The sequence below is a fragment of the Mammaliicoccus sp. F-M27 genome, assembly GCF_022387115.1.
Lineage (GTDB): Bacteria > Bacillota > Bacilli > Staphylococcales > Staphylococcaceae > Mammaliicoccus > Mammaliicoccus vitulinus.
The window spans coordinates 1-20,736 of the sequence record NZ_JAJNIE010000012.1 but is presented as its reverse complement, the minus strand read 5'-3'; the positions used below and the strand labels follow the sequence as shown (position 1 = coordinate 20,736).

The following is a 20,736-nucleotide window of genomic DNA, read 5'->3' as shown; positions in this document are numbered from 1 at the left end:
AATGTTAAATATATTGTAACTATTATTAAAGCAATATACAGTTGATTAACAGATACTTAAGGAAGGGTTTACATTCTTTTATCAATGTTTACAATTAATCAATAAATAAAAAAGAACTCAAAGTTAATTGAGTTCTTTAAAGTATTTTTCAATATCTTCTTTTAATTTAGGTCCAAATGTTTTCGAATAGCTATTTGAGATATGCCCCTTATCCATATAAACAATAACATTTCCTATAATCGGTACAAACTTACCATTTTCTTTAAAGTATGGTGTATAGTCTATATATTTTGTGTTTGTAGGCTTTTCTTCAAGTTTATTCCATTTAGATACTTTAGGTAATCGTTGTTTTGCATTCATTTTTTTGATTGTTTCTTCTTCACCGAATTTGTCTAATGTCTCTGGAACATTAAATTCATAACGTGGATTATCTCTTATCGCCATTATCGGTGTTTTTGTTGCTGTTATGTTATCAAATTGTTTAATCTGTAATGGATCTACTTTTCCTTTTACATCTGTACTGGAATCCGCTGTCGTAACAACTAAATCTATATCTTGTTTTTCAATTTCTTTGATTAAGTTTTTATTCCAATCTTCACAATCTTTATCACTATCTTGCGTTGTGAGTACACAACCACTCTTAGTCATATTTAACACTCTATAATTGCCTTCTTTTGCAGCTGTTTGTAAAGCGCCAAGCCAATGTTGTGCATGAGAACTACCAACTAATGCTATCGTCTTATCATAATTTTCTTTTTTGCCATATTCCCCCACTAAAACTTTTGATTCTCCAATTTTTTGGTGAACTTTGTCTTTAGATGAGTCTGGTGATTCATTTCTAATTTCCGAAAATTCTGGTATGACGTCCACATCATCTTTTACGTTGAGTTGTTTTTCTGCAGCCATTGCACCTGGGTAATCATTACTAAGCGCAACTTTTTCTTTCTCTAACGGATTATTAAACACTATGAAATATAATGCCATTACTGCAAATAAATTAATAGCTAATCCTATACCTAACTTTTTAAATGATATTTTATCAGAAGATGCAGTTCGTATCGGTTTTTCGATATATTTAGTCATTAAATATGATAATAACCATGATAATAATATCATACCAACACCTATTACTAGTCCAGGTCTTTCATTGTTGTGATATTGATAAAATGAAAGGATAACCCAATGCCACAAGTATAATCCAAAGGATAACCCACCAAATTTAACCATAAATGATGATCCTAAAAATTTCTTAACACCAAACTTAGTTTCATGATTTCCTGATACGAGAATAAATACTGCACACAGCATTGGCCATAATGCTATGTATCCAGGGAACATTGTTGATACGTTGAAAATAATGCCCGTTAAAATTAAGCCAATGAGTCCAAGCCAACCTATAATACTAGCCATTAAACTCGTTATTTTAATTTTCGATAAATTAATTGCTAACAATCCGCCTAAAGAAAATTCCCAAACTCTTGTAAATGTATGGAAATATGCCCATGGTTGATTTACTTGTGTTAAATATATGGAATAGATCAAAGATACAATAAATAAAGTACCTAAAAATAAATTCATGACATTAATAATTTTTAAATTTTGTTTCTTTTTAAATATGACAAATATTAAACTAAATAATAAGAACCAAATGATATAAAACTGTCCTTGTATAGACATTGCCCAGAAATGTTCTACGGGTGTTTTCATTTGATCTTTATTTAAGTAATCAGTGCTCGATAAAGCTAATTGCCAATTTTGATAATAAAACAATGATGCTATCACTTCTTTTATCGTTTTACCTAATATGGATTGTGGTAATAAGAAAAAGCTCAATACAACCGTCGTGAGCAACACCGTTATAACTGAAGGAAACAATCGTTTTATTAAACCTTTAATATAAGGTAAGAATTTAAAAGAGCCTTCCTTATTATATTTGGAAATGATTGATGTCGTTATGAGAAAGCCTGAGACTACGAAGAATACATCGACCCCTCCCGATACTTTCCCAAACCATATATGATAAATTGCTACTAACAGTGCAGCAACGACCCTTAAACCTTCAATCTCTGGTCTGAATTTTCTTTCTATATTGATTGTCTTTGTCTGCATATGAAAAACTCCTTTTAATATAATACAGATTTTAGTATATCTATCTAAATATTTATTAGAAAGATAAATATATGATATTTACAATATCTTAATACTCAATTAAAGAATCCCTAACAATTGAATTGTTAAGGATTCCTATAATATAAAGAAAACTGCCAACAAAATATGAAAATTTGTCGACAGTCTAAAGTATATTCCTATTGAATATACTGATTAATATTTTCAATGAATTGATGATATATAGCTTCACCATCAAATTGCATACTTCTTATTTGAGCTTGTTCAATCATTTTTTGTATTTCATCAGTATTATAATTTTCCATTATATATGCCAATTGATTGCCATAATATTTTACATTTTGTTGTTCAATTAAATAGCCATTGCGTTCATTTTCTATTAAATATTCTGGACCATAACACCCTTTATAACTTACGACAATATTGCTTTGGTACATTGCTTCTAAAATGACTAAACCAAATCCTTCAACTTTTGAAGGAACTGCAGTGATTTTACTTTTGGCTAGTATTTTAGAAAGTTGATTTGTGGTTGGTTTTAATTCGATGAGATCGCTAATGCCATATTGTTGAATCATTTGGATATAGTTTTCTTTTTCTTGTCCATCCCCATATAATTCTACATGATATTGATTTTCCCTCATTGTTTCTTGTATATAGTTAATACTTTCAATTAACAAATCAAATCCTTTTTCTTGTTCAAAACGTCCAGCCGCCACAATAACATTGTGCTTTTCAACATCATATTTAATTTCATTAAGTATATTTGGCACGATTATAACTTTTGTATGAGACAAACCTTGTTGATAATCTTGCTGATCTTCGTTTGTTAATGTTGTAACTAAGTCTAGCTTATTATAAGTGCGCAAAATATCTTTTTGATATTGTTCATCATGGGCATGCAAATACATATGTTCCATACCAATTTTAAAAACATCATTAGGTGCATATTCAGCAATGAGTAAATTATAACTTGCACGAGTACCTACAATAATTTCTGTATCAACATTATTTATCTCTCGAACAATTTGTTTTTCTATATAGCTTGAAAATTGATGTAATCCTGGTTCAGATGGATGAATGATTTTCAGTTTAAGCATAGGCGTATATTTATTGATTCTATTCATCAATATATTAGTTAATCCTTTAAACGTTTTGTTATATTCAATTATCGATGTTATTTCAATTTTTTCATTCAAGTCAAAGTATGGTTTTTGTCTCGCTTTAAAAACTGAAATAATTTTTACAGGATGACCTTTTTCACTTAATATGTTCGCCAAATTTGAAATTGATTTCGTTGTACCGCCCATATGATATATATTGTGAACTAAAAATGTAAAAGACTTCATAACAATCCCCTATTTCAGATCATAGCATCTTCTATCAATTGAGTGATAGCTTCGTATGAATCATTATTTTTGTTGATATATTTATCATTAATCATATTATATTGATTATCCATTATAGCTTTGAATAAAAGCGCTTTTTCAAAATATTGATTCTGGTTAATTGATTCATATACATGTTTATAAAGACCGCGATGATAATCATAATCTTTAAAGTCAGGTGTATATAAGTATACCTTTTTATCAATCGTTAATGCATCAAAAATAATAGAAGAATAATCACTAATGACAATGTCAGATGCTAATATAAGCTGCTGAGTTTCAAATTGGTTAATATCGATATCATTTTTATATTTATTCGATTGATCTTCTTCATGATATTTGTATATGATATTATATTTAAACTTTATTTCTTCAGGAAATACTAGTAAAAAATCATTTTCTTTATTATCTCTCCATGTAGGTGTATATAAAATCGTTTCTTTATCCTTATCTAAGTTTAACAGTTGCTTTATACGATCTACTTCATTCGAATTAGTTTGATATTCTAATAAATATTGATTTCTAGGATATCCACATGACACTATCTTAGTTTCATGCATTGGAAAAGCTGATTCAAACACATAATTGATTGATGCCACATCTGTAATAAAATAATCTTGCTTAATCAACTTATTGTATTTACGTGCTCTATAATTATAAATATCATTATTCTGTTTCGGTTCTTTACTATCTAAGAATAATCGTTTCAATGGTGTACCATGCCATAATTGTATAATCGTACCATTAGGTTTAATATGATCTGGTAAATAACTTTCTAGTATCACGACGCTAGCTTTTTCTATCACGTCATTTATAGAAGCATGATCTGGTGAAATAAAATGATCACCTTTTTTATCCTTAGTAACGAAGTACACTGTGTATTTAGAATGTTGCTCAGTTATATATTCAAACAAATATTTCGAATTACCTCTATATCCAAAATCAAAACCTAAAAATACAATATGAGGCTTTAATTGTGATTTATCTTTTTCATAAATATTGATAGATTGCATTTGTTTTTGGACAGCTTTCTTATTTAAATTTTGATAAGCACTTTTTGGTAATTTGAATTTTGTTTTCAACATAATCTTGTCTATCGTTCTTGCATTATATGGTAAGTTTATTTCTTTCGTATCAAACACAGGATTTATAGAGCTTAACATTGCCAATTTATTAATATAAAATTTCGACTCTGAATCAATGTTTTGTCCTTTGAAAGACTTCAAACACTGTGCACTAGGTTTATTTTGATGATTAAAATTAAATACAACATGTGAATCTATTTTAATTTCATCTAAATAAATCAAAGCATTTAATGTAATATCGAAAATGTTTTCCCATTCAACGTTTGAAATTAGCCACTTTAAATCTTCTTTCCGAAAGATTATATTTGGTTGAAGCGTTATATTATTAAACCAGTCATTAACTGTTATAAATGTCTTCCCCATATATCTACTATCATTTGTATAATAACCATTGTTCGTATAGTCAACTATAAAAGAATGGTCATCCAATTCTGTATAATTTACTGCTTCATCTCTAACTTGAGTATTTTTATCTTTTAAAATAATATGACTCGCTTCACGACAATATGAATTTATAAAGCTTTTTAAATCCAATTGCTCATGAAAATCTATAACTTTAATCATTTTACACCTCGTATATCATTAAATTAATACAATAAATTGACTTCATTAACTATACATATTACATTATATTAATAATGTAATATGAAATCTCTGTATTATATTTAATCTGAAAATAGAAATGAAATGCTACTATGATACATTCCAGCTAAATTCGTTTCCAAATTATTATAACGCCTAATAACAATAAATTGAAAATAATTATACTTTCTCTAAATTCGTCATTTTATTTCCCTTCAAATTAATGATAACAAATACTTCATACTTACTTAACAAATAGTTTACAATACATACAAATAGTTTACAATAATCCATATATATATTAAGCTTAAGTATATAAAATAATGGGGTGAAAAAATGCGCAGAGTAATTACTTATGGAACTTATGATTTATTACATTATGGTCATATTGAGCTTTTAAGAAGAGCAAAACAACATGGTGACTATTTAATCGTAGCACTTTCGACGGATGAATTTAATAAGCTGAAAAATAAAAAATCATATTATAATTATGAACAAAGAAAAATGATGTTAGAATCAATTAGATATGTAGACCTTGTAGTACCTGAAAACAACTGGGAACAAAAAACAGATGACGTTTTAAATTACAAAGTTGATACATTCTTAATGGGACATGATTGGGAAGGTGAATTTGACTTCTTAAAAGATCATTGTGAAGTTATTTACCTTAAAAGAACTGAAGGCATCTCAACAACTCAAATTAAAAAAGAGTTATATGGTAACGAATAGAACACTTGGCTGTGTTCTTTTTTATAACAATAAATGTCAATTTTTAGCAATTATGGTAATATAGAGTAAAAAAACATCAGGAGAGACAGATGAAAAAATCATATAAATATTTGATATGTATTATAGTAGGATTTGTCATTATATTTGGTATAACGCAACTTAAAAATTTACATGATAAGAAAGGTACTACAACAAAAGAAAACAACCAGTCTTATAAAGGCCAAAAGCCTATAAATAAGCAAGCTATTGATAAACAACATACAAAATCTTTTTCTAAATATAAAGATATTGATCGATATTTAAAAAAATAAATTTCAATGGAAATATCTCAGTATATAAAGATAATAAGTTAGTTATGAGCAATGGCTACGGGTATAGAGATTTTGATAATGGCATAAAAAATGACTCTAAGTCCATGTATTTAATAGGTTCTGCTAATAAATTCATCACTGGTTTAATGTTAAGACAATTAGAAGAAAAAGGAATAATCAATTTAAATGATAATGTAAATAAATATATACCTAACTTTCAAAATAAATACCCAATAACTATTAAAGATTTAATGTTACACCGTAGTGGATTAGCTAAAGTTAATTTAATTCCATACTACAATGGTTTAGATGGCGCTATTGAAAGTATTAAATTAAGAGGCGTTGTACCTAGTCATTATCATCAATATCACTACAGTGATGCCAATTACATAACAATAGCTAAGGTAATAGAAAAAGCTACTAAAAAATCTTTTGAAGAAAACCTTAATGAACTGATTATTAAGAAAGCCCATTTAAAATATACAGCTAGATATACATCAGCTAAACATAGTAAATATATGGTTAATGGATATAAATCTATCAATAATCTCTACATATATACTCAACCAAAGAATTTAGATAAATATGATGGAGCCGGCAATATATATACCTCTACAGATGATATGGCTAAACTCATCAATAAATTTAAATCGGGACAAATGCTTTCTAGTTCATCCACTGCAAACTTGCTATCAACTGGTAATAAGAATATCTATCCAGGTAGCTATAGATATGGCTTTTATAGTTATTTAAATTATCAGAGATATAGAGGTATATTTTATCAAAATGATATTATTTCTTATTCAAATGATCGATACATTGTATCTATAGCAAGCAATAAGCTAAACGAACCTTATCATCAAGAAACTGAAAAAGCATTAAAGCATATTTGTAATGACATTCTTAAGCAAAAATTAATAAAGAAAAAGTAGAGACAATCGTGATGATTGTCTCTACTTTTTTAAATACTTTTTACATATATTTAATGAGCTATTTTTTTACTTTTATTTCTTATATTTCTTAAATTCATTTTCGTTTTAAGTTTTAAAAGTTTCATTTGGTAATTTCTATAAGTTTTCTTGTCAAAGTTTACTTTCAATCCTTTCGATACTTCTACATACTTATTGTAATGAGCACCAGTAGAAATTGTTAAAACCAATTCTTTTAAGTCATGAACACTATCCGTTTCAATCGTCTCAACAACATTCAAATAATTGACGGCTGGATTTAATAAGTGATTTAGATCGTCTACTTTCATGAAATTATTGCGGATTAAAAAGTAAATTATTAAATAGTCCATTCTATAGCTATAATAATTACTCACCTTTTCTTTTAAACCACTCAAAATATCCAAAGTTCTCTTTCTTACTTCTGTTGCATCATTTAAATACTTTTCAATATGTTTATAGCTTGTTGCAACAATCGAATCTTCAATACCAATATTATATAAATATGCTTGGTCGTCTATTATTGTAATTTTACTGTTTGACCACGCTTTTAAATTAAATGTATGTTCTTCACAAAAAGTTATATCTTCATCAAATCTAATATCTCTTATAATTTCATTTTTATATAATTTACCATATGGTCCTATTGACTGAGTAATCTCAGGTGTCCTATTTAATGAAGTATGTTCGATAGCTGATAGTTCGTTATAAGTTTTAATTGGTCGAACTTCTTCACCAATTAAATGTAATACTTTCCCTACAACGATATCTGTGTTGTTTTCTTTTATCGCATCTACCATTTTATCAATTATTCCATCGCCTAATTTATCATCAGCATCACAAAACATAATGTACTTGCCTTTAGCAATGCTAATTCCTTCATTTCTCGTTGCTGCTGCGCCTTTATTCTCTCTGTTTACTAAAACGATATTAGGATTATCTATTTTACTAATAACATCTGCACTTTTGTCTTTAGAGCCATCATTAATACAAATGATTTCATGTTCATAGTTACTTTTTATAGAATGAATTGTTTCTTCTATTGTTTTTTCGGCGTTATAAATGGGTATAATGACACTTACTTCCATAGGGTTAAGCTCCTTTGTTTATAAAATCAATTAGTTTTTTTGTAGCATCAAAGTTCGTATATTGATGCCACATCGGTTTAATTTCATTATTAAGCTTACTTTGATTGACCAGTTTATAAAGTGTGTCTAGATCATATGCTTTATTCTCTTTTGTCATTTCATAATAATGTTTATTTAAACCTCTCATTTCATCATACTTTTCTTCATCATAACAATAAAATACAATCGGTTTATTTAATATAGAAGCTTCAATACTTAGTGAACTATAATCTGTAATAATAACATCTGCCATTTCAACCAATTCTTGTATATCTCTTTCGTCTGAATCATAGTTTTTAATGCTCGGATGTAATTTAGTTATAAGTTCATAGTTAGGACACATCTGTTCAAATTCATTTTTATCTATTGTATGGATGTCAGTCGTATAGTCTCTATATGTTGGCACATATAAAGCCATTTTTTTAGAATGCTCATGACTTATATGTTTGTTTTTATAGTGATCTAATCTTGGTAATCCAAATGGTAACATCTGTTCTGCTTTAGCATCTAAACTTTTTATAAACACTTCTTTCATAATGTCTGAACTTACAAGATAATAATCAGTAAAATGATAAACCGCTAAATAATTTTTAATTAACTGCTTATTTTTTTTATTAATACTATTATCTTCAAGCCCAAATTTTTTCAATGCTCCAGCAGCATGCCAAGTTTGAAAAACATTTTGTTCAGCTGATTTACTTATTCTGCCTAGTAATAAATAATATGTATCGATAATAATCGTCTTACTATTTTTAATAGCCTTTAATTGTTGCAATACATATTTGTTTCTTAAGTTTATCACTTTATCAACTTCTAAGTTATTTGCAAATTCTATCCATTGTGGATGGGCAATTATAGTAATATGATAATTTTCATTTTTTAATGCTTCAATTATTGGCAGCACGTCTTCTTTAAATGTCATAAACACGACAGCATTTCTACTTTTTATATTATGTTTAAAAAATCGATTAAATATAAGTAATGCTGAAAGATAAATTTGTTTAATCACACTTCTAATCACGTTGACACTTCCTAACATTTATTAAGTAACTTTATAAAATAAGGATTACTCTTATGAGCAATCCTTATTTTAATTATTAATATTTTAAATAAAATCAGCAAACCTTTGTCTGAATTTAACATGTAAAATTGCACCTACAACAAAGAATAATAGCGTTACACATATGTTATAAAGTGCTAGTTGCCAATGTTCTATTAAGTACCAATTATCATAAAGAATTGCAGCTCTATAGCCTTCTGCAAAGAAAAACACTGGGTTAAATTTCATAATCATTTCGATAACAGACCCTTTATCTGGTATCCATAATATCGGTGACATATAGAATAACATTCTTAATATAGCTTGCATCGCCATTTGAGTATCACGTATAAGCACACCTAATGTTGAAGTCAGCAATGATACTGAAAATGCAAATAAATAAACTAAAGGTAAATATATAAATAGTTGTAAAATGTATATAGAAGGAACTATTCCCGCTGGAATACAAAGTAAGACTATTACAGCAACTAAGATTATATGACCATAAAATTTACTTGTTAAAATATATGCCGGAATTGCTGATAACGGAAAGTTCATTTTTGCTACTTGATTGAACCTTGAGCCTATTGATTTTGTTCCTTCAAGTATACCTTGGTTCACGAAGAACCACATACTAATACCGACTAATAAATATAAGATAAATGGTACACCATCAACTGGACCATTCTGTCGAATACCAAATCCAAATGCAAACCAATAAACAAATATTTGTAGGATAGGATTAATTAATTCCCACACTAGTCCTAGATAGTTGTCATGATTGGAAATTTTCAATTGAAATTGTGCTAATCGTTGTATTAAATAAAAGTTTTTAACGTGTTCTTTTATCACTGTAAATACAGCATGCATGAATATCACTCTCTCGCTTAGACATTTATTACTTAATCAATAATATAGCATCAATTGCCATTAGATGATATATTTATCTTTAGGTTATTCTCATAAATACAGAACATATTTAATTTACATGATTCTCACAAAATTTACAATAAATTTACTAAACTCAAAAAATAATGCATAATAGAGTTGTTAATAATTATAAGGAATGAAGTACATATGAATGAATCAGTTATCATTAATAATCTAACAAAAGAATATAAAATTTTCCGTAGCAATAAAGAAAGATTAAAGGATGTATTTATACCGAAGCATAAGTCTAAACGATTTTCTGCCTTACAAGATATTACTTTCTCTGCTTATGAAGGAGACATTATTGGCCTAGTTGGTATAAACGGGTCTGGTAAATCTACATTAAGCAATATTATAGGTGGTTCTTTACAACCTACGAGCGGCGAAATAGAACGTCATGGTGACGTGAATGTTATAGCAATTAATACTGGATTAAATACACAATTAAACGGTATAGATAATATTGAATATAAGATGCTTCTTTTAGGATTTAATAAAAAACAAATTAAAGAACTAACACCTGAAATTATAGAATTCTCAGAGTTAGGAGAATTCATATATCAACCAGTTAAAAAATATTCTAGTGGTATGAAATCGAAATTAGGCTTTGCAATTAATGTTACTGTAAATCCGGATATCCTAGTTATTGATGAAGCCTTATCTGTAGGCGATCAAACTTTCACTAAAAAAAGTTTAGATAAAATGAATCAATTTAAAGAGGCAGGAAAAACAATATTCTTTGTCAGCCATAACATCGGTCAAGTTAAAGATTTTTGTACTAAAATAGCTTGGATTGAAGGCGGAAAGCTAAAAGATTTTGGTTCTACTGATGAAGTATTACCGAAATACCAATCATTCTTAAAAGAATTTAATAAAAAGTCTGCTAATGATAAAAAAGCGTTTAAAGATGAATTAGATGCTACACGTTTTTATATTAAATAATAGCATTTCAGGTTGAGACAATTAATTTGTTTCAACCTTTTCTTTTTTTACTACTATTTTCACGATTCCATGTTCATTGGTACAGTATATCTTGTCTTTCGTAATTTCTTTTTTCAAAAATTCGTTTATATATATGGGTTTCTTATATTGCACTGTATATTTTCGCCAGCTAACTTCATTTAATAACCATTCACATACGAGCTGGCCTGGTACAATTTCACTATGAATAGGATTATTGTCATTAATTATTTTTAAATATGTTTCAACGACTTCTTTATCGAATTTCATACCTTACCTCACTTTTCTATAAACATTTGTTTAATTGTTACATATGTTATCGAATCTTTTTTTATTGTTAGACTAAATTGATAAATGTTGTATGATTTTATTTTATATTGTTTTTCTTTTCTTAAAACCGCTTCGTACGTTGTATCTACACTTAAATCTTTTAACTTATCGACAGAAGTTTCTCTTAAATATATTTCTTTTTTGAGAAAATGCTCGAATATTTGAAATTTCGACCATACACTTGCTAAAAATAGAACAGGAATAAATTCAGATTGATCATTCGTTTGCACGATCGTTTTATATGCATCTACTTCTTCTTTATTAAAAAGTATATTAATGACTTCCATTCCATCTTTTGAATAGTGCTGCATGCCCCATTCCTCCTCCTATTCCCATTGTAGCGATCGATGTGTCGATATGCTTCATATGAAATAATCGCGTTATAAGCTGAGCGCCACTTGCACTGTATGGATGACCTATAGCTAATGCACCTCCATAAATATTAAACTTATCATCAGGGATGTTTAACATCTCTTTAGATGCTAATACTTGTGAGCTGAACGCTTCGTTAAATTCAATACCATCAATTTGGTTAATACTTAAATCACGCTTTTTTAACAATTGCTCAATTGCGGGCACAGGACCGATACCTAATATATTTGGATCTACACCTTTCACAACACTATCTACAAATTCTAAACCTTCATCATATCCTAATGAAACGGCTTTTTCTTTACTCATAATCAAAAGTAAAACTGCACCATCATTTTTCATACAACTATTACCGACAGTCACAGTGCCATCTTTAATTAATGGCTTTAAGCGAGACAATGTCTTTAAATTCAACCTTGGTTTAATGCTTTCATCACGATCAATCCACTCATTCCTCACTTTAACTGGTAATATTTCATGAGATATATGCCCTTGTTCTATAGCAGCTATCGTTTTTTGATGACTAGAATATGCAAACTCATCTTGAGCTTCTCTTGAAACTTGATAAACTTGAGCAACATTTTCAGCCGCTTCAATCATTGATGGATCTTCTCCATCAGGTGCAAAAGAAGCCCTTTCAAAAAGGTTTGGAACATCGGATTCATAAACTGACTGTGGTCTTTTTATTTTCCATGGTGATCTGCTCGTACTTTCTACACCACCTGCAATATAGATCTCTCCAGCGTTTGCTTGTATCATTCTGCAAGCATACGTAACAGCTTCAAGTCCAGAACCGCACTGTCTATCAATTGTTACACCAGGTATATGTTTGGATAATTTAGATTCTAACAATGACTTTCTTGCTATATTTCCACCATTTCCTACGACATTCCCTAACACGACTTCTGATAAATTTTCTAAAGCATCACTATGTTCATTCAATAAATATTCATATAAAGGATTTAATAACATTTCAGGTTCTAAATGTTTAAATATCCCACCATATTTACCAAATGGTGTTCTTTTTGCAGCTACAATAACTGGTTCCATCGTTCTCCTCCTAAATCGTATGTAGATTTCATCTTATGCCTAGCTATCTTTCCACTAGATGTATATAACATTTTGTTAACTTTTATTAATTTAGATGGTATTTCATAACGACTTAAACCACAATTCAACAAGAAATTTTTGACTTTTAAATACGTTAGTTCTACTTGTCCTTTGTAAATTAAGACAGCTATTTCACCAAATTTTTCATGTTTTTCACTTATGATGATCAACTCTTCAATTTCATCACATTTCAACAGATTTTGTTCAATGATTTCAGGATAAATGTTTTTGCCGCCTATAATTAATCGGTCACTTTCTCTACCATATAAATACAATTCATTTTGTTCTGTGATGGAAGCCCAATCACCTATTTTAATCCAATCTTCTCTCATTTCCTCATTTAAATAACCACTGAAGGTCATGTCACTTTTAACATACAATCTTCCAACATTATCTTTATCTTGGTCTTCTATTTTAACTTTAACACTTGGAAATAGTTTACCAACTGAACCACATGGTGCATCTCCATTAATATTATAGCTAATAAAGCTCGCTTCTGAACTACCAAAAAATTCAATAATATCTACATATGGATATTGATTTTTAAATGTTTGAAATATATTAGGAGATAATTTGGCACCTGATGAGAATATGCTATTAACATTGTTTAAATTCACTTTATAATTTATCAAACTATATAATATCGTCGGCACAATAAACAGTGCTTTAGGCTGGTTGATATTGTTCATCACTTTTTCAAGTGATTGCGCATTAAAATTACGTTGACCTATAAATCCTCGCCCGCTACTTAAAGCAAAAATGAGAGCATACAAAGATAAAGAATGCGCATGAGGACCAGGCGCTACTATAATTTGGCTATAAGCGTTCATTAACTGTTCATTATACTCAAAAGACTTAATCCAAGAATCATGATTACGCATATAAGCTTTTGGAGTACCTGTAGTACCTGAAGTAAAACCAATATGTAAAATATCATCAGGAACATTATTAAGTTTAGAATGTTTCATATATGTGATGTCATTAGCATCATTTACAAATACTTGTATACTATAAATATGTGCCAATTCATTTAATTTTTCATTTGTTAGATTAGCATCGACTACACATGGAATTTGCTTATTCATTAATGCCGCAATATACCATTTTATAAATTGTAGTGGATGATGAATCGCAATACCTATCATCACTTTCTCAGGATAATAACTTAACTTATTCGCTAAAATTTCAGATTCCTCCCACAATTCTTTATATGAGATTGGCTCGTCTTCTATAAAAATTGCGTTCTCTGTTTGTTTTAAACTTACTTGTTCTTTAATTAAATCTAATATTTCCATAAATTGTTCACCTACTTTTATTGTTAACTCTATAATATCATTTAGTTAACAATAAAATTAATAAAAAAGCATCTTGTTGATGTAAGCCATAGCCCACAATAACAAGATGCTCTATTAAAAATTATCTATTTTTCATATAATCATATTTATTCTTTTTAGGTCTGCTTGATTTTTGAAACTGTACTTCTTTTAAAAACATTGGAATCTTAAATGCACGATTAACACGTTTTAAATCTGTTATAATTCTATATAACCATTCTAAGTTAAGTTTAATAAACATTTTAGGTGCACGTTTAACATTTCCGCTTATTACATCAAATGATCCACCTACACCCATCATCACGGTATGTTTAAAGTGATGTCGGTTATAGTAAATCCAGTCTTCTTGTTTAGGAAATCCCATTGCTGCAAAAATAAAGTCAGGATCGAATTTTTTAATCTTCTTAGTGACTTTATAATCCAGAACATGCTTATAACCATGTTTATGGTCGAATGTGATATTAGGATATTGCGCTTCTAAAATTTTTCTAGTAGCTTTCACGCCTTCTTTAGATGAACCTAACAAGAAGACTCTTTTACTACTAGCATTCGCAATGTTCAACATTTCTTCCATCAACTCTATACCAGGAATACGTTCTTTCAAAGGTGTATTCAAATATTTAGCTGCTTTAACGATACCAATACCATCTGGTACAATATAATCTGCATGCTTAATACGTCTTTGGTAATGATTATTGTTATAAGCATAATGTGCTATTTCAGGATTTGCGGTTACGATAAATAAATTATCATTCGTTTCTTGATTGACAAAATATTTAATTCGCTCAACCATCTCATATGCTGTTAAGTTTGCAAATGGCAAACCTAGTACATTAATTGTCTGTGGCTTAATGACATCAAACGAATTCTCTCTATTCAATTCAATTTGTTCACTTATGCTATTCAAATCTTTTTCTAGTACTTTTGCCATTTGTTTCACCTCACATTCTTCACTATAATTTACACCATTTCCATAAATTTTACAAGAAATTTACATTATACATTTATTAATCCATAAACGTAATTCATTTAAATTGTTGAATTTTACTTGTATAATCATATATGATGTATAATATGCAAAAATAGATATTTAAAATCACAATACGAATAGAAGGGTAAATATAAAATATGAAAAGATTCTCAAAGATCGGTTTACTTTTGATGTCAATAATTCTCATGATTCTACCCGTAGTATTTGGTCTTATGCTTTATCTTGAAACTAAAGGTGCTATAAATGATTCTTTTCTTGATTCTAAAAAAAGCAAATCATCTTTAAGGGATAGACCTGTAGATCCGAGTTTGGATCATATATCAGTCCTATTCTTAGGTGTAGATGATAGCAAGTCGAGACGTGAAGGCGGCCAAAAAGCTGACCAATCTCGTACAGATGCAATGATTTACACAACATTTAATAGAGATAAAAAGCAAATCCGTATGGTAAGTATTCCAAGAGATACATTAAGCTATATACCTGCCGTTAAATACTATGACAAGATTACACATGCTCATGCAATAGATGGTCCAGAAGGTTCAATGGAAAGTGTTGAATCTACATTAAATGTTCCAGTTGACTACTATGCACGTATCAATATGGAAGCTTTTGTTGAAGTAGTTGATGAACTGGGTGGCATTGAATATGATGTTCCATTCAACTTAAATGAACCTAACACAGAAGATAAGGGCAGAATTAAAGTTAAAAAAGGTAAACAGAATTTAACTGGTGATGAAGCACTTGCCGTTGTACGTTCAAGAAAACAAGATTCAGATTTAGAGCGTGGTAAGAGACAAATGGAAATGATAAAAGCGATTATCAAAAAAGCACAAAAAACGAATTCAATTAATAAGCTAGATGATTTAGTTAAAATTGTAGGTAAAAATGCTAAACATAATTTCTCATTTGAAGATATTCAAAATTTAGCGACTACGTACTCTTCTAGTAAAGTCAAAATTAAAACAGAGCAATTATCTGGTACAGATGCTAATTATAATGGTGTTTATTTCTTCAATCCAGATTTAGATAACTTATTAGAGTTGTCTAACAAACTTAGAAAAGATTTAAAATTACCACAAACTAAGAAAACAGAAATGATGAATTACCTTATGACTCAAGCGTATGGAGATTTAATGCCTTATGTTGAAGTTTCGAAAAAAAGTCTGAAAAGTGGTAATCCAGCTAATCCTGACGATTCCGCTGAAACAGTTGAGCCAGCAATAGAACCTGATACAGAAGAATCGGTAGAACAACCTGTAGAACAACCTAGTGAACAGGCTCCTGTAGAACAAGCTCCTTCAGAGGAAGTGCCATCTCAGGAAATACCACAAGAAGCACCACAACAAGCTCCTGAACAATATAACCAAGGCGTAGATCCTAATACACAGCAACCAAGTCCAGAAGTATACTAGTGAAGGAGGGATAATATGATTGAACGTAAAACTTATGAAAAGTATGAACAAATCAATACGATGTTTGATGCTTTAGAAAATCAAATCATCCATTCTGGAGATTTATCTAACTTTAGAAAAAATTTATATTATGTAAATCATGAACATCATGAAAATTACGAAGCGTTGTTTCTTTACTATAATCAAGCAAACCATGATCCAATAGTAGATGGTGCATGTTATATCATAGCAATACCAGAAATATTCAATGCTATTAATATTTTCGATAATCCCCTACCATTCTCGTGGGTATACACAGAAACAGGACTAACAGAAGAAATGAAATCATTAAGTGTCCACTTACAATATCTCGTTGCCGCTGCATTAGAAACAAGTCAAATTCAAATATTTACACCAAGCGGTTATACAATGGGAATCACAAATTGGAATCTTCACCAACTTAGATTATTTTGGCAATATACAGCAATTGTTAGAAGAGAAGCCATTCAAAATTAAAATACGCACGACTATAGACTGTCACAAAGTTATGAAATTACCTTTGTGACAGTTTTTTTATAATGAGACGTATATAAACCACTTGTGCTTATACTTTTCATTACTTATGTGAAGCGGTTTAATTCTTACTTACGCCATTAATAATCATATTAATGTATAATAAAATGAATCAATTTTATGGAGGTATCACAATGATAAAAATAGTTGAAAATGATATAGAAAAACAAGATGCATTTAGTATTAGAAAAACTGTTTTCGTAGAAGAACAAGGTGTGCCATTAGATGCTGAAATAGATGAATATGAAGATATTTCTAAACATATCATTCTATATCATGATTCAGAACCAGCTGCAGTTGGACGATATAGAACATATAATAATGGCTACGCAAAAGTTGAACGCGTAGCAGTGTTAAAGCCCTATAGAAAATATGGGTATGGCAAAAAAGTGATGAATTTTATAAATCTTAAAGCTAAAGAAGATGGATATTTAGGTACTGTTTTAAATGGACAATCTCATGCAAAAGGATTTTATGAAAAATTAGGATATGTAGCTGAAGGTGCAGAATTCTTAGAAGAAAACATCCCCCACTATCATATGACATTATCTTTTGACTAAAATATTATATATCTCAAATATTAAACTTACATTACAAATCAGACAATTTTCGTTCTTCATAGATAAAAAGCCTTATACTGTTATTAAATAAAATACCTATTCAAAGGAGATTGTTTATGGATAAAAAATTCTATTACAAAACCCCCGCACTTGTTGCAATGACTCTAGCAGGTACGACACTTGTTTCTCATCAAGTGAATGCAGAACAAACAACTAACAATGATAACAAAAACATCATTGAGCAACATAACAATGCTAGTCAAATTCAAGGTGAGCAAAAGGAATTAAAAAACCAATCTTTAAGCGTTTCAGGTAGCAAAGCGTATAAAGACCCATCTATTATAGATGAGCCAAGTAAAAATGAAGATACAACTAAATCTAATGACTCAACATTAGATTTAGCCAGCACTGAAAATGCACAAGATACTGAACTCAACGCTACTCAAGACACTTCTAATGTTGCTAATTCAGAAGAACCAGCTTCTAAAAATGTAGCTGAACAAGACAGTAATAAAGATGTTGAGAATAATACTACTGAAGACACTTCTAACACTGTGGATTCTGTAGATACAACTTCTAATAACGTAGCTGATCAAGACAGCAATAAAGATGTTGAAAATAGCACTACTGTAGACACTTCTAACGCTGTGGATTCTGTAGATACAACTTCTAACAACGTAGCTGAACAAGACAACAATAAAGATGTTGAAAATAACACTACTAAAGACACTTCTAACACTGTGGATTCTGTAGATACAACTTCTAATAACGTAGCTGATCAAGAAAGCAATAAAGATGTTGAGAACAGTACTACTGAAGATACTTCTAACGTTGCTAATTCGGAAGAACCAGATTCTAATAACGTAGCTGAACAAGACAACAATAAAGATGTTGAGAACAGTACTACTGAAGACACTTCTAACGTTGCTAATTCGGAAGAACCAGCTTCTAATAACGTAGCTGAACAAGACAACAATAAAGATGTTGAGAACAGTACTACTGAAGACACTTCTAATGTTGTTGATTCTGAAGATACAACTTCTAATAACGTAACTGAACAAGACGACAATAAAGATGTTGAGAATAGCACTACTGAAGACACTTCTAATGTTATTGATTCTGAAGATACAACTTCTAATAAAGTAGCTGATCAAGAAAGCAATAAAGATATTGAACATAACTCTACTGAAGATACTTCTAACGCTGTGGATTCTGAAGATACACCTACTAACAACGTAGCTGAACAAGACGGCAATAAAGATGTTAAAAATAATACTACTGAAGACACTTCTAACACTGTGGATTCTGAAGATACAACTACTAATAACGTAGCTGATCAAGAAAGCAATAAAGATGTTAAAAATAACACTACTGAAGACACTTCTAATGTTGCTAATTCTGAAGATACAACTACTAATAACGTAGCTGATCAAGATGACAATAAAAACGTGGAAAATAATTCTACTGAAGATACTTCTAACGTTGCTGATTCAGAAGATACAACTACTAATGAAGATACAACTACTAATAATGTAACTGAACAAGACGGCAATAAAGATGTTGAATTAGAAACAACTAATGAAAAACCTCAAGTTAGTACTTTTGCGTTTAGATCTGTTAGTGGTGCGCCTACTTTTAGAAGAGCTGCTGCGACTACGAGAACGTACAATCCAACTGTAAGTTCAAGAACAAACAGCCAAATTAGAAGTAACAATTATGCGGTTCCTAGATATGTAGAGGACTTTTCTAGTCATATTCCTAAAATTCCTTATCGTCATGGTGTTGGTAAGCCTGAAGGTATCATTGCACATGAAACGGCAAATCCTAACTCAACTATTCAAGGTGAAATTGCATATATGAAAAACAACTATCAAAGTGCCTTTGTTCATTCTTTTGTAGATGACAAAAACATTATTGAGGTTGCGCCTACTGACTATCTTGCATGGGGTGCTGGTGGTGTTGCTAACCAACGTTTCATACATGTAGAACTTGTTCGTGTTTATGGTGGTGATCGTTTCGCACGTTCTATTAATAACTATGCTGATTATATTGCCACTAACTTGGCTTATTATGGCTTGCCATTAGATAGCGCTGAAAATGATGGTACTGGTACTTTATGGTCTCATGATGCTGTTTCAAGATATTTAGGCGGTACTGATCATAGTGATCCTTATGGATGGTTTGCTGAAAATAACTATACTTTTAACGAACTTATTGATTTAGTTCGTGAGAAATATTCATATAAAACAGGTCATTTAACTGCACCATCTAAACCTGTTGTATCTAATCCTAAACCAGCTACACCTACTAAACCAGTAGTAAGTAAACCTAAACCAACTACACCTACTAAACCAGTAGTAAGTAAACCTAAACCAACTAAAACTGTTGTGTCTCAACCTAAACCGACTAAGCCTGTTGTGACTAAACCAACTAAACCTGTTAGTAGTCCAGCTAAAACTGTAGCCGTTAACTATAAAGGTACAGTTAATCCAAATATTTCAGGTGTTTACAGTTCTGTGTATGATACAACAACTAAATCAGCGACTAATAAAGCTGGTAAAACATTCAATATAGGAAAACAATCAACTTATAATAATCAAGTGTTCTATTTATTACAAGATAGTAACGGTACGCCATTAGGTTGGGTTAAATCTAGCGACGTTCAATTGCAAACTAGTGCTAAGCCTGCCGCTTCTAATACAGTGAAACCTAAACCTGTGGCGAAGCCTGCTGCTTCTAATACAGTGAAGCCTAAACCAGTAGCTAAGCCTGCCGCTTCTAATACAGTGAAACCTAAACCTGTGGCGAAGCCTGCTGCTTCTAATACAGTGAAGCCTAAACCAGTAGCTAAGC

General features: G+C 30.0%; 18 protein-coding genes and 1 pseudogene. 8 read left to right on the top strand and 11 right to left on the bottom strand.

Annotated features, from left to right (window positions below; genetic code table 11):
* Positions 1 to 123 precede the first annotated feature (123 nt).
* From LQ598_RS11160 to LQ598_RS11150, 3 genes are all read right to left on the bottom strand, one after another.
* Positions 124 to 2,109, bottom strand: a complete 1,986-nt coding sequence (locus tag LQ598_RS11160; protein WP_107559490.1) for an acyltransferase family protein — start codon at positions 2,107 to 2,109, stop codon at positions 124 to 126.
* Between the two features lie 197 nt (positions 2,110 to 2,306).
* A complete protein-coding gene (locus LQ598_RS11155; protein ID WP_239745514.1) occupies positions 2,307 to 3,473 on the bottom strand; it encodes a glycosyltransferase in 1,167 nt (388 codons plus the stop codon).
* Between the two features lie 14 nt (positions 3,474 to 3,487).
* Positions 3,488 to 5,161: a CDP-glycerol glycerophosphotransferase family protein gene (locus tag LQ598_RS11150; RefSeq protein ID WP_239745513.1), complete on the bottom strand. Its 1,674-nt coding sequence runs from the start codon at positions 5,159 to 5,161 to the stop codon at positions 3,488 to 3,490.
* Between the two features lie 354 nt (positions 5,162 to 5,515).
* On the opposite strand from LQ598_RS11150, the gene tagD reads away from it, so the two are divergent.
* The 3 genes from tagD (at position 5,516) to LQ598_RS11135 (ending at position 7,151) form a co-directional block, all read left to right on the top strand.
* Entirely contained in the window at positions 5,516 to 5,908 is a 393-nt protein-coding gene (tagD, locus tag LQ598_RS11145) for a glycerol-3-phosphate cytidylyltransferase (RefSeq protein ID WP_016911279.1), read from the top strand.
* Between the two features lie 89 nt (positions 5,909 to 5,997).
* Positions 5,998 to 6,219, top strand: coding sequence for a hypothetical protein (locus LQ598_RS11140; RefSeq protein WP_239745512.1), 222 nt, complete (start codon positions 5,998 to 6,000; stop codon positions 6,217 to 6,219).
* A 44-nt stretch (positions 6,220 to 6,263) separates the two neighbouring features.
* A complete protein-coding gene (locus LQ598_RS11135) occupies positions 6,264 to 7,151 on the top strand; it encodes a serine hydrolase domain-containing protein (protein WP_239745511.1) in 888 nt (295 codons plus the stop codon).
* Positions 7,152 to 7,201: 50 nt separating this feature from the next.
* Here the strand turns inward: LQ598_RS11135 and LQ598_RS11130 are convergent, their stop codons facing one another.
* The 3 genes from LQ598_RS11130 to LQ598_RS11120 all read right to left on the bottom strand — a co-directional run bounded on the left by LQ598_RS11130 (position 7,202) and on the right by LQ598_RS11120 (position 10,202).
* Positions 7,202 to 8,254 (bottom strand): glycosyltransferase family 2 protein, encoded by a 1,053-nt coding sequence (locus tag LQ598_RS11130; protein ID WP_239745510.1) that lies wholly within the window; start codon positions 8,252 to 8,254, stop codon positions 7,202 to 7,204.
* A gap of 4 nt (positions 8,255 to 8,258) precedes the next feature.
* Complete coding sequence (locus tag LQ598_RS11125; protein WP_239745509.1) at positions 8,259 to 9,314, bottom strand: CDP-glycerol glycerophosphotransferase family protein; 1,056 nt, start codon at positions 9,312 to 9,314, stop codon at positions 8,259 to 8,261.
* Between the two features lie 84 nt (positions 9,315 to 9,398).
* Positions 9,399 to 10,202, bottom strand: a complete 804-nt coding sequence (locus tag LQ598_RS11120) for an ABC transporter permease (RefSeq protein ID WP_016911283.1) — start codon at positions 10,200 to 10,202, stop codon at positions 9,399 to 9,401.
* A gap of 207 nt (positions 10,203 to 10,409) precedes the next feature.
* Between LQ598_RS11120 and tagH the strand changes: the two genes are divergently transcribed.
* Positions 10,410 to 11,204: a teichoic acids export ABC transporter ATP-binding subunit TagH gene (gene tagH / locus LQ598_RS11115; RefSeq protein WP_016911284.1), complete on the top strand. Its 795-nt coding sequence runs from the start codon at positions 10,410 to 10,412 to the stop codon at positions 11,202 to 11,204.
* Between the two features lie 21 nt (positions 11,205 to 11,225).
* Here the strand turns inward: tagH and LQ598_RS11110 are convergent, their stop codons facing one another.
* The 5 genes from LQ598_RS11110 to LQ598_RS11090 all read right to left on the bottom strand — a co-directional run bounded on the left by LQ598_RS11110 (position 11,226) and on the right by LQ598_RS11090 (position 15,299).
* Positions 11,226 to 11,492 carry a hypothetical protein gene (locus tag LQ598_RS11110; protein ID WP_239745508.1) on the bottom strand — a complete coding sequence of 89 codons (267 nt, stop codon included), beginning with the start codon at positions 11,490 to 11,492 and terminating at the stop codon, positions 11,226 to 11,228.
* 8 nt (positions 11,493 to 11,500) lie between these two features.
* A complete protein-coding gene (locus tag LQ598_RS11105; protein WP_204197853.1) occupies positions 11,501 to 11,863 on the bottom strand; it encodes a protein vraC in 363 nt (120 codons plus the stop codon).
* Entirely contained in the window at positions 11,826 to 12,974 is a 1,149-nt protein-coding gene (locus LQ598_RS11100) for a thiolase family protein (protein ID WP_192978295.1), read from the bottom strand. The genes LQ598_RS11105 and LQ598_RS11100 overlap by 38 nt, the downstream gene beginning before the upstream one ends.
* On the bottom strand, positions 12,956 to 14,329 hold the full coding sequence (locus LQ598_RS11095) for an AMP-binding protein (protein ID WP_192978296.1): 1,374 nt from the start codon (positions 14,327 to 14,329) through the stop codon (positions 12,956 to 12,958). Before LQ598_RS11095 ends, LQ598_RS11100 begins: the two co-directional genes overlap by 19 nt.
* Before the next feature lie 121 nt (positions 14,330 to 14,450).
* Positions 14,451 to 15,299, bottom strand: coding sequence for a WecB/TagA/CpsF family glycosyltransferase (locus tag LQ598_RS11090; RefSeq protein WP_016911289.1), 849 nt, complete (start codon positions 15,297 to 15,299; stop codon positions 14,451 to 14,453).
* Between the two features lie 245 nt (positions 15,300 to 15,544).
* On the opposite strand from LQ598_RS11090, the gene LQ598_RS11085 reads away from it, so the two are divergent.
* From LQ598_RS11085 to LQ598_RS11070, 4 genes and pseudogenes are all read left to right on the top strand, one after another.
* Entirely contained in the window at positions 15,545 to 16,771 is a 1,227-nt protein-coding gene (locus LQ598_RS11085) for an LCP family protein (protein ID WP_233709572.1), read from the top strand.
* 18 nt (positions 16,772 to 16,789) lie between these two features.
* Entirely contained in the window at positions 16,790 to 17,266 is a 477-nt protein-coding gene (locus LQ598_RS11080; RefSeq protein WP_239745527.1) for a DUF2538 family protein, read from the top strand.
* Positions 17,267 to 17,457: 191 nt separating this feature from the next.
* The gene (locus LQ598_RS11075) at positions 17,458 to 17,883 is read left to right on the top strand and encodes a GNAT family N-acetyltransferase (RefSeq protein WP_016911292.1); all 426 of its coding nucleotides are present in this window, start codon (positions 17,458 to 17,460) and stop codon (positions 17,881 to 17,883) included.
* 116 nt (positions 17,884 to 17,999) lie between these two features.
* Positions 18,000 to 20,736: pseudogene (locus LQ598_RS11070) on the top strand (hypothetical protein); the annotation flags it as partial.